This window comes from Brevibacterium sp. VCM10 (genome assembly GCF_000583215.1).
Lineage (GTDB): Bacteria > Actinomycetota > Actinomycetes > Actinomycetales > Brevibacteriaceae > Brevibacterium > Brevibacterium linens.
In genome coordinates this window covers 57062-71873 of record NZ_JAJB01000027.1, presented here as the reverse complement: position 1 = coordinate 71873, position 14812 = coordinate 57062, and the positions used below count along the sequence as shown (strand labels likewise).

Sequence of the window (14812 nt, the reverse complement as noted above, 5' to 3'; positions counted from 1 at the left end):
GAGCCTCATGCCCGCCGTCGCTGAAGACGTCGGTGCGGTCGAACTCATGCGTTGTCAGTTCTGCCTGTGAGCAGTATCATAGCAGTCAGTTAAGAGTCATTAACTGAAATGAGGATGGAATGAGAGCAGTGGGAACTGCGGTCAGTCCGGCGACGGGGCAGGTCAACTCCGAGGCCCACGCCGAACTCATCGCTGAACTCCGGGAGCGCATTGCGGCAACGGCCCGCGGCGGTTCCGAGAAGTCCAGGCAGCGTCATATCGATCGTGGCAAGCTGCTGCCGCGTGAGCGCGTCGAGCATCTCCTCGACCCCGGTACTCCCTTTCTCGAACTCTCCCCGCTGGCCGCGGGCGGCATGTACGACGACGCCAGCCCGGGAGCCGGAATCATCACCGGCATCGGCCGGGTCGCCGGACGCGAATGCGTGATCGTGGCCAATGACGCCACCGTCAAGGGCGGCACCTACTACCCGGTGACCGTGAAGAAGCACCTCCGGGCTCAGGAGGTCGCCAAGGAGAACAGCCTTCCGTGCATCTACCTCGTCGACTCCGGTGGCGCGAACCTGCCGAACCAGGACGACGTCTTCCCCGATCGTGAGCACTTCGGCCGCATCTTCTTCAACCAGGCGACGCTCTCAGCTGCCGGCATCCCGCAGCTGGCCGCCGTCATGGGCTCCTGCACCGCCGGCGGCGCCTACGTCCCGGCCATGGCCGACGAATCGATCATCGTCTCCGAACAGGGCACGATCTTCCTCGGGGGGCCACCTCTGGTCAAGGCCGCCACCGGCGAGGAAGTCACCGCCGAGGAGCTCGGCGGCGGAGCGTTGCACTCCCGGGTCTCCGGCGTGACCGATCACCTCGCGGCCAATGACCCCCATGCGCTGGAGATCATGCGGGACATCGTCTCGACTCTCGGGCCGAAGAGCACCCCGAACTGGGACGTCATCGAATCCCGCCTGCCGGCACACTCGCCGGAGGAGCTGACCTCCGTCGTACCCGTGGATTCACGCACCCCGTACGACGTCCGCGAGGTCATCGCCCGCCTCGTCGACGGATCCGAGTTCCACGAGTTCAAAGCCGAATACGGCACGAGTCTCGTCACCGGATTCGCTCACCTCGACGGACACCCCGTCGGCATCATCGCCAATAACGGAATCCTCTTCGGCGAATCCGCGCAGAAGGGCGCCCACTTCATCGAACTCTGCGACCAGCGCAGCGTTCCCCTGGTGTTCCTGCAGAACATCTCCGGGTTCATGGTCGGTCGCGACTACGAAGCCGGCGGCATCGCCAAACACGGGGCGAAGATGGTCAACGCCGTCGCCACCGCCCGCGTCCCGAAGTTCACCGTCGTCATCGGCGGCTCCTTCGGAGCCGGCAACTATTCGATGTGCGGCCGAGCCTACTCTCCGCGCTTCCTGTGGATGTGGCCCAATGCCCGCATCTCCGTGATGGGCGGCGAGCAGGCAGCCAGCGTGCTCTCGACCGTCAGGCGCGACCAGCTCGAGGCCCGCGGCGAGGAGTGGAGCGCTGCCGACGAAGACGCCTTCAAACAGCCCATCCGCGACCAGTACGAAGCCCAGGGAAACCCGTACTACTCGACGGCTCGCCTGTGGGATGACGGAATCATCGAGCCTGGTGACACCCGCCAGGTACTGGCGCTGGCCCTCGAACTCGCCCGCTTCGGACCGATGGAACGCCCGCTGAATGCCAGCGGCTACGGCGTCTTCAGAATGTGAGCCCCTCCATGACGAAAATGTTCTCAACAGTCCTCATCGCCAACCGCGGCGAGATCGCCCTGCGCGTCATCCGCACCTGCCGCCGTCTCGGCATCCGCACCGTCGCCGTCTACTCCGATGCCGACGCCCATGCGGCCCACGTCAAGGCCGCCGACACCGCGGTCCACCTGGGGCCCGCCGCCGCCTCAGAGTCCTACCTGCGCATCGACAAGGTCATCGCCGCAGCACAGGCCACGGGAGCCGAAGCCATCCACCCCGGCTACGGATTCCTGTCGGAGAACGCCGAATTCTCCGCAGCCTGCGCCGAGGCGGGAATCGTCTTCCTCGGCCCCGGAGCCGAGGCGATTCGGACGATGGGCGACAAGATCACGGCGAAGCAGGCCGTCTCCTCCCGCGGGGTGCCGCTCGTGCCCGGCACGAAGGATGCCGCGATGAGCGACGAGTCCCTCATCGCCGCCTCGTCGGACATCGGCTTCCCCGTGCTCATCAAGCCCTCCGCCGGTGGCGGCGGCAAGGGCATGCACGCGGTGTTCGAGCCCGAGAAGCTGGCAGAGGCGCTGGTCACCGCCCGCCGTGAAGCCGCGAGCTCCTTCGGCGATGACACCCTGTTCCTCGAACGTCTCGTCGCCACTCCGCGCCATATCGAGGTCCAGATCATGGCGGACGCGCACGGTAACGTCATCCACCTCGGCGAACGCGAATGCTCCCTGCAGCGCCGCCATCAGAAGGTCATCGAGGAAGCTCCCTCGGCGCTGCTGGACGAGGAGACCCGCGCCCGAATCGGCCAGGCCGCCTGCGAGACCGCGAAATCCGTCGGCTACGTCGGCGCCGGAACCGTCGAATTCATCGTCGGCGCCGACCGCCCCGACGAGTTCTTCTTCATGGAGATGAACACCCGCCTGCAGGTCGAACACCCCGTCACCGAGGAGGTCACCGGGGTCGACCTCGTCGAACTCCAGCTGCTCGTGGGCGCGGGCGAAGAGCTGCCGCTGACCCAGGACGCCATCACGCTGACCGGGCACTCGATCGAAGCGAGAATCTACGCCGAGGACCCCTCGCGCGGATTCCTGCCCACCGGCGGTCGCGCCCTCGACGTCGTCTTCCCGGACGGGGAGGGCATCCGCGTCGACGCCGGGCTCGAGGCCGGGCAGACCATCGCCTCGGACTACGACCCGATGATCGCCAAGCTCATCGTCCGCGCCGATGACCGCGCCCAGGCCATCGCCCGCCTCGATTCCGCGCTCGCCGCCTCGGCGGTTCCGGGGATCGTGACGAACATCGACTTCCTGCGCACTCTCATCGGCCTGCCCGAGGTGGTCGCCGGCGAGCTCGACACCTCACTCATCGACAACCTCGGCGAGGATCAGCTGGCGCACACCTCCGGTGAGACCCACGCGCAGCTAGCAGCCGCCGCCGTCACGGTCACCGGGGGAGCGGCCGGTACGACTCTGACCGGACCGGTCACAGCCGCCGACCTGTCGGCGAATCGGTCGACCGCCTCGGCGTGGGCAGGACCCAGTGCCTGGCGCACCTCACGCCCGGACTTCCGCCCCACGGTCACCCTGGCCACGGGCGGAGAGACGGTCGACGTCGAGGCTCGCGCGGGAGCCGTCGACGTCGATGCCGACGGACTGTGGCACGTCACCCTCGACGGGATCCAGCACACCGCTCGGATCTTCTCCGATGCGCGGGACCGCAGCATCTGGGTGAGCACCGACACCGGAATTCACGTCTTCACCAGACCCCTGGCCGATTCGTCGCTGACACCGGGCCTCGAAGGCGCAGAGGTGCTCGCACCGATGCCCGGCTCCGTCGTCGACATCAAGGTCGAGACCGGCGCCAAGGTCGAACAGGGAGATCCGATCGTCGTCGTCGAGGCGATGAAGATGGAGCACGTGCTCACCGCACCCGCAGCCGGAATCGTCACCGTCACTGCCGTCGAAGGCGCCCAAGTCGCCCTCGACGAAGTGCTCGCCACAGTCGTCGACGAAGCCGCCGCAGAAGCCGCCGAATAGTCACCAGCCACTTACACCACAACCACGCCACAAGCGGGGAGGAAACAATGGAAACCTTTGTTCCGGGAATGCTGCCCGAAGAATACGAAGACCTGCGCCAAGGTGTCGCGAAGTTCGCCGACGAAGAGGTCGCACCCGTCTCAGCCGAACTCGACGCCAAGCACGAGTTCCCCTACGACCTCGTTGCGAAGATGGGCGAGATGGGACTCTTCGGCCTGCCCTTCGACGAAGAGTACGGCGGCATGGGCGGCGACTACTTCGCCCTGTGCCTGGCCATCGAAGAACTCGGCCGGGTCAACCAGTCCCTGGCCATCACGCTCGAGGCCGGGGTCTCGCTCGGAGCGATGCCGATCTACCGCTTCGGCACCGAAGAGCAGAAGAAGGAATGGCTGCCGAAGCTCACCGACGCCTCTGGCCTGGCCGCCTTCGGCCTGACCGAACCCGAGGCCGGATCGGATGCCGGCGGCACCCGGACCAAGGCCACGCTGGAGAGCGGGACTTGGACGATCAACGGCAGCAAGTGCTTCATCACGAACTCCGGCACCGACATCACCCGTCTGGTCACCGCCACCGCCGTGACCGGAACCCGAACCTCTGGTTCGGGTCGCGAAGTCCCGGAGATCTCGACGATCATGATCCCGACCGGCACCCCTGGCTTCACCGCCGAACCGGCCTATGACAAGGTCGGCTGGAACTCCTCGGACACGCACCCGCTCACCTTCGACAACGTGCAGGTGCCCGAAGCGAACCTCCTCGGTGAACGCGGCCGCGGTTACGCGAACTTCCTGCGCATCCTCGACGAGGGCCGCATCGCCGTGGGCGCCCTGTCCGTGGGCGCTGCGCAGGGCTGCGTCGATGAATCCGTGAAGTACGCGAAGGAACGGCAGGCCTTCGGCAAGCCGATCGCCGACTTCCAGGGCATCTCCTTCAAGATCGCCCGCATGGAAGCTCGCGTCGTCGCAGCCCGGTCGGCGTACTACCTCGCGGCTTCGCGGATGCTCGCGGGACTCCCGTTCAAGAAGGAAGCCGCCATTGCGAAGATGATCGCCGGCGAAGCAGCCATGGACAATGCTCGCGACGCCACCCAGATCCACGGCGGCTACGGCTTCATGAACGAATACCTCGTCGCCCGCCACTACCGCGACTCGAAGATCCTCGAGGTCGGCGAAGGCACCACCGAGGTCCAGCTCATGCTCATCGCCCGCGAGCTCGGACTCTGAGTTCCTGCTCCTGATCTGATAGCAGGTGCCGGCCTCCCGTCGGTCACTCGACCGAGCTTGAGCACCATCATCGCCCGCCGAGGCGGCACCGCACCTGTCTACGGACGTGCGGGGCCGCCTCGGCGGGCGATATTCTTATCCGACATCACCGTGAGGTGAGACGGCGACCGAAGGGGAAGTGGGAGCACATGGATCTCAGCATGGTGGCATCGGTGGCGACGACGACATGGATCGTCATCGAATACATCGTGAAGATCATCGCGGTCGGTGTGGTGCCGGAGAACCGTCGCCCGTCATCGTCATCGGCGTGGCTGCTGCTCATCCTGTTCGTGCCGATCGTCGGCATTCCCGCATTCCTGCTGCTCGGCAGCCCGTATATCGATCAGCGCCGCGCCCGGATCCAGGCCGAAGCGAACGAACTCATGCACGAAGGTGCCGACGACCTGCCCGATGTGCCGCCGTCGCTGGTCGCAAAGCCCGAATTCGTCTCCGTCGCCCAGCTGGGACGGGCACTGACCGCGCTGCCGATGGTCACCGGCGACAGCCACGGGGTGATCTCGGACTACGAGGCCTCGATCGCGCGGATGGCCGAACTCGTCGACGGGGCACACGAATACGTCCACGTCGAGATCTACATCATGGCGTGGGACTCGACGACCGACGTCTTCTTCCGGGCACTCGAGCGGGCGTCGGCGCGCGGGGTCGAAGTCCGTGTCCTCTTCGACCACATCGGATCTCGGAAGTATCCGGGATTCCACCGGCTCGGCAAGCGACTGAACGCCGCCGGCATCGAATGGCACCTGATGCTGCCGTTCATTCCCTGGCGCGGCAAGGCCCGGCGCATCGATCTGCGCAACCACCGCAAGCTGCTCGTCATCGACGGCAAGCGGGCGATGATGGGTTCGCAGAACATGATCGATTCGAGCTACCTCAACAGGAAGAACTCCCAGATCGGCCGGAACTGGCACGACATCATGGTCGAGCTCTCCGGGCCCATCGTCGCCGGAATCGAAGCGGTGTTCTCCACCGACTGGTATTCCGAATCGGGGCAGGCTCTGGGCATCCGCCCGTACGAGCGCGACGGCAACCAGCCCGAAGTAGGCGGGGCGACGAGCGCGATGCAGCTGGTTCCTTCGGGCCCCGGGTTCACGACCGCTCCGAACCTCAAGGTCTTCACCTCGATGATGTATCTGGCGCAGAAGCGTCTGGCCATCGTCAGCCCCTACTTCGTGCCCGACGAATCGCTGCTGGCCGCCGTGGAGACCGCGGCCAGGCGTGGGGTCGACGTCGAACTCTACGTCAGCGAACAGGCCGACCAGTACATGGTCGACCGGGCACAGTCGTCCTACTACCGGTCGCTGCTCGAAGCGGGGGTGCGGATCTTCCTGTACCCGAAACCCGCCGTGCTGCACACGAAATGCTTCATCGTCGACGACCTCTATGCCGTGATGGGTTCGTCGAACATGGACATGCGCTCGTTCGGTCTCAACTACGAGATCAGCCTGCTGACCACCGGCGGGGACCTGGTCGATGACATCGTCGACGTCGTCGCCGACTATCAGGACGTCAGCCACGAACTCACCCTGGAAGAATGGGAGAAGCGGCCGTGGCCCCGCCGCTATATGGAGTCCGTCATGCGCCTGACCTCATCGCTGCAGTAGCCGGGCGGGGGACAGGCTGCTTCGCCGAGAAACGGGCTGCGGCACGGCTGCTTCGCCGAGAAACGGGTTGAGTGTCGAGAAACGGGCGCGCACGTGCGTTTCTCGACACTCAACCCGTTTCTCGCTGATCAGTTGTCTCGATGGCCCGCTTGATCGCAGCGAAGATGCTAGGCCTGAAGAGGTCGCCGAAGCTCAGGTTGAAGACCTTGAAGCCGGCATTGAGAAGATCCATATTGCGCTGATGACTCAATTTGGCCGCCTCATCGGGGCCGTGAGGGTTGAGATAGAACTTGCCGAGACCGTGGACTTCCACTGCGACAGCAGCGAACCTGTGCCGAAAGTCATTGCGTCCGATGAACCTTCCCGACTCAGTGAAGGTGTCGACCTGCGGGACCATTCCGGTGATTCCGAAGCGATGGAACTTGACCGCACAGACCGCCTCGGCCGGAGATTCATATTCGGCGCTCGAAAGATCAACGGCCAAGAGGGCTCTTCGGCGTCCGCGTTGCCCTTTCGCCAGCAGATCGGTGATGTCTGCCCGGCCCACCTCTCCCGAACGGAGTGCTTGAGAGATGAGCGGGACGGAAACCTCGAGCGAACGGTCCAGAGCAACGTCAGCCAGAGTCCTGGGCAGAGCAGTGACGGGATAGGCGAACGCGGATGAGACCTGTTCCGGTGGAAGTCTGCGCGAGTAGATGAACACACCATCGTAATTGCGGGTAGGGGAGTCCCTGGAGATCTCGACTTTCGACGATTCGAGAACGGCTGGGTCAAGACGGTGTATGAGCGCAGCCGAAACATGGGAGAACACATCCCCAGGCAGAAGCTCATCGAGGCGGCATGCGATCTGGACCCGAAGCTCCTCGGCTTCGTCCCGCAGATCTCCGAAGGTTTTCGGGAACGACGTGTCGCGATCCGCAGATAGACCGCGGATGGGTCCGTGATGGTCATCATCACACGACTTGCGGATCACGTAGTGACCCTTCCTGACGAGGCGCAGGCAGCATTGTTTCGCTTCGGCCAGCTGTCTGCGGGACATGCCGAGTCCACGGAGCTGCTTCGTCGTCAGCACTTGGAGCATCTATCAAGGATGACTCCAAAGATTCGCAAATGCAAGCAAATGCTATTAAGCGTCAGGTTGTGTGGGGACTGGTTCCATCGAAAAACGGGCTGAGTGTCGAGAAACGGGCGCGCACACCCGTGTTTCGACACCCAGCCCGTTTCTCGGCGCCTGGGGTGTGTCGGCGAAGGCGAAGGAGTATGTGCCTCAGGCGGAGCCGGTGGTGTCGGGGCCGAGCTCGCCGCGGCTCTCCAGCGGCACGTCGAGCAGCTCGTGGACGCCGTCGACGATTTCGTTGGGTCGGAACGGGAAGCGGCGGACATCCTCGGCGGTGGAGATTCCCGAGAGCACAAGGACCGTGTGCATGCCCGCTTCCATGCCCGCGATGATGTCGGTGTCCATACGGTCGCCGATCATCGCGGTGCTCATCGAATGGGCGCCGATCCTGTTCAGTGCCGAGCGGAACATCATCGGGTTCGGCTTGCCCACGACGTAGGGCTCGCGGTTGGTCGCTTTCGTGATGAGTGCGGCGATGGCGCCTGTGGCCGGCAGAACACCCTCGGGGGAGGGGCCGGTGGCGTCCGGGTTCGTGACGATGAAGCGGGAGCCGGCATCGATGAGGCGGATCGCCTTCGTGATCGCTTCGAACGAGTAGGAGTGGGTCTCGCCGACGACGACGAAATCCGGGTCGTGCTCGGTCATGACGAACCCGGCCTCGTGGATCGCCGTGGTCAGCCCCGCCTCGCCGACGACATAGGCGGTGCCGTGCTCGACCTGATTGGACAGGAAATCCGCGGTGGCCATCGCGGAGGTCCAGATGTTCGTTTCGGGGACGTTGAGTCCGTTCGAGCGAAGCCGGGCGGAGAGATCGCGGGCGGTGTAGATGGAGTTGTTCGTCAGCACCAAGTAGGGGGTGTCCGCCTGTTGCCACTGGGCGAGCAGCTCTGCGGCTCCCGGCAGCGGATTGTTCTCCTTGACCAGGACACCGTCCATGTCGGTCAGCCAGCAGTCGATCGAATCGCGATCCATGTCTCTCCTCGAGCTCGGGGTGGGCCGGAGCGGCTGCTTCCAGCTTAGTCGGGTTGGGCGCGAGTGTGCTGAGAAGTCCGATCCGGTGGTGGTGTACCCCTGTTGCGGAACATCCACGAGCTCCCTTGACGGGGCGGGCGAGGAGTGTATTGTAGTAAGAACTTAATTAAGGGGATGCTTAAATGAGTATGGATCACGTCTTCGCGGCGCTTGCCGATCCGACGCGTCGGGCGATCATCGATCGTCTGCGCTCAGGAGACAAGACAGCAGGTGAGCTCGCAGAGCCGCTGCCGATCAGCCGTTCGGCTGTCTCCCAGCACCTCAAAGTGCTTGAGGCGGCAGGACTCATCACGAGATCGAAATTCGCGCAGCAGCGCATCGTCGCCCTCAACCCTGATGCCCTCACCGAGGCGGCCGGCTGGCTGCAGGCGGCCCACGACGACTGGCAGCAGCGCTTCGACAACCTCGACCGCGTCCTTGCCGAGGAGGTGCCCACCGACCTTTCAAGGACCGACCCGTCAACCGCAGATCGAACTGCGGGCTGACCATCGACCGCAACGACGTACCGCGCGACGCAGACATCACGCACGACGCAGACTTCATGCACGACTCAAGGAGGAGAGCAGCGATGAACGCCGAGAACGCAGCCAACAGAGCTAACGCAGTCAACACAGCTAACGCAGCCAACACAGCGACCGATCCGAACAGCGCACAGGCGGGAGAACCCGGCTTCACCATCGTCCGCGAATTCGCCGCACCGCGCGCCCGCGTCTGGGAGGCCTGGACGAATCCGGACGTCTTGGCCCGCTGGTTCCACCCCGAAACGTTGGTCACCCCACGCGAATCCGTCTCCGTCGACCTGCGGGTCGGCGGCGAATACACCTATACGATGCGCATTCCCAACACGGGACAGGAGTTCCCGACGGCCGGGAAGTACCTCCACATCGACGAGCCCGTCCGCCTCGACTTCACCTGGGGGAGTCCCGGCGAGGTCGACGATGCCCCGCGCGTGAGCGTCGAACTCGAGGAGATCGACGCCGACCGCACCCGCATGACGTTCACCCTGACCGGCCTGCCGGGCGATTCGGGAACGGATGAGAGCGCGTACGACGGATGGTCATCGGCCTTCAACGAACTCGATACCGAGGTCAGCAGCTGATCCTGAGCGCACCGACGCGGCCCATCCGGACTCCATGCCGGATGAGCCGCCTCGGGAGTCCGCTTCTTCGTACCGACCCCCGGGTCGCAGGGGTCCGGTGAATGGCGATAAACTCAAATCACGACGAGTGAGGAGCGTTACATGAGTGACAAGGTCATTGCACAACGAGGTCTGTGGCTGGACGAGATGGAAGTCGGCGCCACCTACAAGCACGCACCGGGCCGCACCATCACCGAGGCGGACAACACCTGGTTCACAGCCGTGACCATGAATACCCAGGCCCTGCACCTCGACGCCGCCTGGTCGGCCACCGAACCCTTCGGCGAGCGCCTCGTCAACTCGATGTTCACCCTGGCCACCCTCATCGGCCTGTCCGTGTCCCAGCTGACTCAGGGTACGACCGTCGGAAACCTCGGCTTCTCCGAGGTCAGCTTCCCCTCCCCGATGTTCCACGGCGACACCCTCTACGCAGAGACGACGATCCTCGACAAACGCAATTCGAAGTCTCGTCCGGGCCAGGGAATCGTCACCTTCGAACACCGCGGCTACAACCAGGACGGCAAGCTCGTCGCGAAGGCCGTGCGCCAGGCGATGATGTTCGACTCCAGCCACGACTCGGCAACCACGACGTCCGCAGCCGAGTCCGCCGATCAGACCGACACTGGAAAGTGAGCCCGCATATGTCACTCGAGTTCAAACCCGCCTGGCTCTTCGTTCCCGGCGACCGTCCCGACCGGTACACGAAAGCGGCCGAACGGTCCGATATCGTCATCCTCGACCTCGAAGACGCCGTCAACGAGGCCGACAAGGCCGCCGCACGGGAGTCCATCGTCGACTTCCCCCTCGACCCCACCCGTACGGTCGTGCGCGTGAACTCCCACGATTCGGGCCACCTCGGCGAGGATCTGAAGATGCTTGCGCGAACCGAGTACACGGCCGTGATGCTGCCGAAAGCCGAGCGTGCCACCGATGTGTCGATCCCGTCCGGGTTCCAGGTCATCGCGCTCATCGAAACCGCGCTCGGGGCCGTCAACGTCGCCGAGATCGCCGCCGCCCCCAACGTCTACGCACTAATGTGGGGGTCGGAAGATCTCATCGCCGACCTCGGCGGAGGATCCTCACGCAAGGACGACGGCGGCTACCGGGACGTGGCCACACATGTGCGCAGCCAGACCCTGCTCGCCGCTCGGGCCCACCGCAAGTTCGCCCTCGACTCGATCTGGGCGGACATCCCGAACCTCGAGGGTCTGGCAGCCGAAGCCGAAGACGCCGTGCAGTCGGGGTTCTCCGGCAAGGTCTCCATCCACCCGAACCATGTCCCCGTCGTACGCGACGCCTTCCGCCCCAGCGACGAACAGCTGACCTGGGCACAGTCCGTGCTCGACCTGGCGAAGACGGAGAAGGGCGCGTTCTCCTTCGAAGGCAAGATGATCGACGCCCCGCTGCTCAAGCACGCCGAACTCATCGTCGCCCGCGCGAACTGAAGAGACATCACCTCGTGAACGCCGCCGATGCACTGATCGCCGACCAGATCCGCGCCGTCCTCACCGCCGCCGAGGCGGGAGACGGGACCGCGCCCATCGTCGAGGCCGGGGACCCCGTCCTGCGCACCGACACCCGCCCCTTCGACGGGCAGGTCGATGACGCCGAGCTCGAACGGCTCGGCGAGGTGATGCGAGCGACCATGCTCGCCGCCCCGGGAGTCGGCCTCGCCGGGCCGCAGGTGGGCATCGGCCTGTCGATGTTCGTGGCAGAAGACCCCGGTGCCCGCGATCCCGAGGTCGCGAGGGTCCGGCAACGGGAGCCGATGCCGCTGCGGGTGGTTCTCAACGCGGGCTACGAACGTTCCAGTGCCGACGACGTCGCCTTCTTCGAGGGGTGCCTGTCGATCCCCGGCTATCAGGCCGTTGTCGCCCGCCCTCGCGTGATCGCGTTGACGGGCGTCGACCTGCAGGGCAACCCCATCGCCGAGGAGGTCTCCGGCTGGTCGGCGCGCATCGTCGCCCACGAGACCGACCACCTGTCCGGGATCCTCTTCCTCGACAAGGCCGAGATGCGGTCCTTGTCGACGAACGAATCGGTCGCGACATTCTGGCATCAGCCCTCGACGCAGAAGGCCGCCGCCGAACTCGGCTTCTCCTTGCCTTCGGGCATGGTGATGTGAGGCGAGACCTGCTGGGAATAACCTGCGCGCGTCATCGTTATACGTTGCATGAGCGATCTTCGTACCCTCACCCTCGGCGCCGGCTGCTTCTGGTGCCTCGACGCCGTCTACCAGCGGACCACCGGCGTGAGAGAAGTGATCTCCGGCTACACCGGCGGACACACCGACAATCCCGGCTACCGTGAGGTCTGCTCCGGGATGACCGGCCACGCCGAAGCCCTGCAGGTGACCTTCGACGCCGACATCGTCCCCGAAGACGTCATCCTCGGCCTGTTCTTCACCGGCCATGACCCCACGAGTCTCAACCGTCAGGGCTACGACGTCGGCACCCAATACCGGTCGGCCATGTTCTACCGCGACGAGACCGAGAAGCAGCACTTCGCCGAAGCCATCGAATCCGCGCAGAGCCTCTTCGACGATCCGATCGTGACCACCCTCGAACCGCTGGGCACCTTCTATCCCGCCGAGGCGGTCCACCAGGACTTCTACACCGCGAACCCGAACAACGGCTACTGCCGTGTCATCATCGACCCGAAACTGCGCAAAGCCCGCACCGCCTTCGCCGAGTGGGTGAGCTGATGGGCGGCCACAAAAAAGACAAATGTAAGAAGTCCAAACACAAGGATCGCAAACGGTCCCAGGACGCGGGCGACGCCTGCGAAGTGACCAAAGACCGGGTCCGTGCCCACTTCCTCGACGGCAACACCGGTCCGTGGGCGAAGAACCTCGCAGCGCAGGACGCGCAGACCGCCCGCTCAGTGCAGAGCGAGAACAACGCTGACCTCGCCGAGGATGCCGCCGCCTCGGCGAGTGACCGAACCGGTGCCGTGACGTCGACTCGCCGCGGACCCGACTATTCAGCGCCGTCATCGATCGACATCGTCGCCGATCCCGTCCTTCACGCCCTGAGCACCCGACGGTCGATCTCGAAGGTCGACCCGGAGACCCCGAACGATTCCGACCTGCTCGAGATCATCCGATCGATCTCCTCGGTCGCCGACCACAAGTCACTGCGCCCCTGGCGTTTCCTCATCATCCGCGGCAACGACCGGTACCGCCTCGGCGATGCCCTCGACGAAGCCGCCGGAGTGGTCCGCAAACCTGGCGAGACCAATACGAAGCCGCTGCGGGCCGAACTTCTGCTCGCCCTCGTCTCCTCACCGGTCGACCATGACAAGGTCCCCGAATGGGAGCAGCACGCCACCGCCGCCGGAGCCGGGCACCTCCTCGAACTCGCCCTGTGGCAAGCCGGCTGGGGAGTCATGTGGCGCTCAGGCACCCTGACGAACACCGAATCGGTCCGCCGCCTCCACCGCCTCGACGATCACGAACTGCTCATGGGGTGGTTCTACATCGGAGCCGTCCCCGAACGCTACCGACAGCGCCTGACCACGAGCACCCGCCCCCTGCCTAAACCCGAACAGTTCCTCGATACCCTGTGAGCACACCCGGCACCGACGCACCGGAAACACGCCGCCTGCCCAAGGAGATCTATGTCCTCGTGGCAGCGGCCTTCATCGTGGCCCTGGGCTACGGAATCATCGCCCCGGTCCTGCCGCAGTTCGCGGCGAGCTTCGACTTCGGGGTCACCGCCGCAACCATCGTCGTCTCCTCGTTCGCGTTCTTCCGGTTCGTGTTCTCACCCTCATCGGGGCGCCTCGTCGATGCCTTCGGCGAACGCCGCATCTACATCACCGGCCTCCTCATCGTCGCCGCCTCCACCGCTGCCGTCGCCTTCGCACAGAACTACTGGCAGCTGCTGATCTTCCGCGGACTCGGCGGGATCGGCTCGACGATGTTCAGCGTCTCCGCGATGGCGCTCATCGTCCGTCTCGCCCCGATCGACGCCCGCGCGAAGGCATCGTCGACCTATGCGACCGCGTTCCTCGTCGGCAATATCGCCGGACCCGTCCTCGGCGGTGCGATGGCTGGGTGGGGGATGAGGATCCCGTTCGTCATCTACGCCGTCGGTCTGCTCATAGCCGCGATCGTCGTCCGCGTCTTCCTCGCCTCCACCGCCTCCTTCGGCTCCTCGACGAAATCCGGCCGTGCCCGGCTGGAGGCGGAGAAGGACAAGGAGCAACAGGAAGTCATGTCCTTCCGGGAAGCGTGGAAGGATTCGGCCTACCGTTCGGCGCTCGTCTCCGCCTTCGTCCAAGGCTGGTCGGCGATGGGCATCCGTGTGGCCATCTACCCGCTCTTCGCCATCCAGGCACTCAAAGCCGATACCGCCGTGGCCGGACTGGCCCTGACGATGTTCGCCATCGGCAACGCCTCGGCGGTGACAGTGGTCGGACGCTTCGCCGACACTCTCGGGCGCAAACCCTTCATCCAATGGGGACTGTTCGTCCTCGGCGTGACCACCGCGGCGCTGGCCTTCATCGACTCGATCTGGCTGTTCTTCGCGTTCTCCATCATCGCCGGTGTCGGCTCCGGCCTGGCCAACCCCGCGCAGCAGGCCACCGTCGCCGATGTCATCGGCCGCGACCGCAAGGGCGGCCGAGTGCTCGCCCGCTACCAGATGGCCCTCGACGGCGGAGCCATCCTCGGCCCGATCATCGCCGGAGCCGTCGTCGACCACTTCGACTACTCGTGGGCGTTCCTGCTCACCGGCGTCCTCGGCATCATCGCCGCAGGCCTGTGGTTCTTCGGCCGTGAGACCCGTCCCCGCCGGCCGGAGTCGACCCGCTGACGGACCAGCGGCCGCCCGTGCCCGGCTCCTGATTCGGAGAAGTCAGGTTTTCCTCATGGGCGGTTCAGGCGACACTCAC

14 protein-coding genes are annotated in these 14812 nt (G+C 65.2%); 12 read left to right on the top strand and 2 right to left on the bottom strand.

Annotation, left to right across the window (positions count from 1 at the left end; genetic code table 11):
• The first annotated feature begins 119 nt into the window (after nt 1-119).
• The 4 genes from AD89_RS0107825 to cls all read left to right on the top strand — a co-directional run bounded on the left by AD89_RS0107825 (nt 120) and on the right by cls (nt 6629).
• A complete protein-coding gene (locus AD89_RS0107825; protein WP_025778050.1) occupies nt 120-1733 on the top strand; it encodes a carboxyl transferase domain-containing protein in 1614 nt (537 codons plus the stop codon).
• Between the two features lie 17 nt (nt 1734-1750).
• Nucleotides 1751-3748, top strand: a complete 1998-nt coding sequence (locus tag AD89_RS0107820) for an acetyl/propionyl/methylcrotonyl-CoA carboxylase subunit alpha (RefSeq protein WP_197021723.1) — start codon at nt 1751-1753, stop codon at nt 3746-3748.
• Between the two features lie 47 nt (nt 3749-3795).
• Nucleotides 3796-4968, top strand: coding sequence for an acyl-CoA dehydrogenase family protein (locus AD89_RS0107815; protein WP_025778048.1), 1173 nt, complete (start codon nt 3796-3798; stop codon nt 4966-4968).
• Nucleotides 4969-5156: 188 nt separating this feature from the next.
• Nucleotides 5157-6629: a cardiolipin synthase gene (cls, locus tag AD89_RS0107810; protein ID WP_035320219.1), complete on the top strand. Its 1473-nt coding sequence runs from the start codon at nt 5157-5159 to the stop codon at nt 6627-6629.
• A 109-nt stretch (nt 6630-6738) separates the two neighbouring features.
• Here cls and AD89_RS0107805 read toward each other — a convergent pair whose 3' ends face one another.
• Both AD89_RS0107805 and AD89_RS0107800 read right to left on the bottom strand, forming a co-directional pair.
• Complete coding sequence (locus tag AD89_RS0107805) at nt 6739-7710, bottom strand: hypothetical protein (RefSeq protein ID WP_025778046.1); 972 nt, start codon at nt 7708-7710, stop codon at nt 6739-6741.
• 186 nt (nt 7711-7896) lie between these two features.
• Nucleotides 7897-8718 carry an HAD-IIA family hydrolase gene (locus tag AD89_RS0107800; protein ID WP_025778045.1) on the bottom strand — a complete coding sequence of 274 codons (822 nt, stop codon included), beginning with the start codon at nt 8716-8718 and terminating at the stop codon, nt 7897-7899.
• Nucleotides 8719-8900: 182 nt separating this feature from the next.
• Between AD89_RS0107800 and AD89_RS0107795 the strand changes: the two genes are divergently transcribed.
• From AD89_RS0107795 to AD89_RS0107760, 8 genes are all read left to right on the top strand, one after another.
• Nucleotides 8901-9263: an ArsR/SmtB family transcription factor gene (locus AD89_RS0107795; protein ID WP_025778044.1), complete on the top strand. Its 363-nt coding sequence runs from the start codon at nt 8901-8903 to the stop codon at nt 9261-9263.
• An 83-nt stretch (nt 9264-9346) separates the two neighbouring features.
• Complete coding sequence (locus AD89_RS18305) at nt 9347-9877, top strand: SRPBCC family protein (protein WP_025778043.1); 531 nt, start codon at nt 9347-9349, stop codon at nt 9875-9877.
• A 141-nt stretch (nt 9878-10018) separates the two neighbouring features.
• Nucleotides 10019-10549, top strand: coding sequence for a MaoC family dehydratase (locus AD89_RS0107785; RefSeq protein ID WP_025778042.1), 531 nt, complete (start codon nt 10019-10021; stop codon nt 10547-10549).
• An 8-nt stretch (nt 10550-10557) separates the two neighbouring features.
• Nucleotides 10558-11361: an HpcH/HpaI aldolase/citrate lyase family protein gene (locus AD89_RS0107780; RefSeq protein WP_035320218.1), complete on the top strand. Its 804-nt coding sequence runs from the start codon at nt 10558-10560 to the stop codon at nt 11359-11361.
• A gap of 14 nt (nt 11362-11375) precedes the next feature.
• Nucleotides 11376-12041 (top strand): peptide deformylase, encoded by a 666-nt coding sequence (locus AD89_RS0107775; RefSeq protein WP_025778040.1) that lies wholly within the window; start codon nt 11376-11378, stop codon nt 12039-12041.
• Nucleotides 12042-12089: 48 nt separating this feature from the next.
• Nucleotides 12090-12620, top strand: a complete 531-nt coding sequence (gene msrA / locus AD89_RS0107770) for a peptide-methionine (S)-S-oxide reductase MsrA (RefSeq protein WP_025778039.1) — start codon at nt 12090-12092, stop codon at nt 12618-12620.
• Nucleotides 12620-13483 (top strand): nitroreductase family protein, encoded by an 864-nt coding sequence (locus AD89_RS19630; protein ID WP_081770375.1) that lies wholly within the window; start codon nt 12620-12622, stop codon nt 13481-13483. Before msrA ends, AD89_RS19630 begins: the two co-directional genes overlap by 1 nt.
• A complete protein-coding gene (locus tag AD89_RS0107760) occupies nt 13480-14733 on the top strand; it encodes an MFS transporter (RefSeq protein ID WP_025778037.1) in 1254 nt (417 codons plus the stop codon). The genes AD89_RS19630 and AD89_RS0107760 overlap by 4 nt, the downstream gene beginning before the upstream one ends.
• Nucleotides 14734-14812: the final 79 nt, after the last annotated feature.

Bases quoted from the DNA above. Each gene is read 5' to 3' on its own strand.
- AD89_RS0107815 (WP_025778048.1), top strand. From the start codon at position 3,796: ATGGAAACCTTTGTTCCGGGAATGCTGCCCGAAGAATACGAAGACCTG.
- AD89_RS0107805 (WP_025778046.1), bottom strand. From the start codon at position 7,710: ATGCTCCAAGTGCTGACGACGAAGCAGCTCCGTGGACTCGGCATGTCC.
- AD89_RS0107825 (WP_025778050.1), top strand. From the start codon at position 120: ATGAGAGCAGTGGGAACTGCGGTCAGTCCGGCGACGGGGCAGGTCAAC.
- AD89_RS0107820 (WP_197021723.1), top strand. From the start codon at position 1,751: ATGTTCTCAACAGTCCTCATCGCCAACCGCGGCGAGATCGCCCTGCGC.
- cls (WP_035320219.1), top strand. From the start codon at position 5,157: ATGGATCTCAGCATGGTGGCATCGGTGGCGACGACGACATGGATCGTC.
- AD89_RS0107785 (WP_025778042.1), top strand. From the start codon at position 10,019: ATGAGTGACAAGGTCATTGCACAACGAGGTCTGTGGCTGGACGAGATG.
- AD89_RS18305 (WP_025778043.1), top strand. From the start codon at position 9,347: ATGAACGCCGAGAACGCAGCCAACAGAGCTAACGCAGTCAACACAGCT.
- AD89_RS0107800 (WP_025778045.1), bottom strand. From the start codon at position 8,718: ATGGATCGCGATTCGATCGACTGCTGGCTGACCGACATGGACGGTGTC.
- AD89_RS19630 (WP_081770375.1), top strand. From the start codon at position 12,620: ATGGGCGGCCACAAAAAAGACAAATGTAAGAAGTCCAAACACAAGGAT.
- msrA (WP_025778039.1), top strand. From the start codon at position 12,090: ATGAGCGATCTTCGTACCCTCACCCTCGGCGCCGGCTGCTTCTGGTGC.
- AD89_RS0107780 (WP_035320218.1), top strand. From the start codon at position 10,558: ATGTCACTCGAGTTCAAACCCGCCTGGCTCTTCGTTCCCGGCGACCGT.
- AD89_RS0107795 (WP_025778044.1), top strand. From the start codon at position 8,901: ATGAGTATGGATCACGTCTTCGCGGCGCTTGCCGATCCGACGCGTCGG.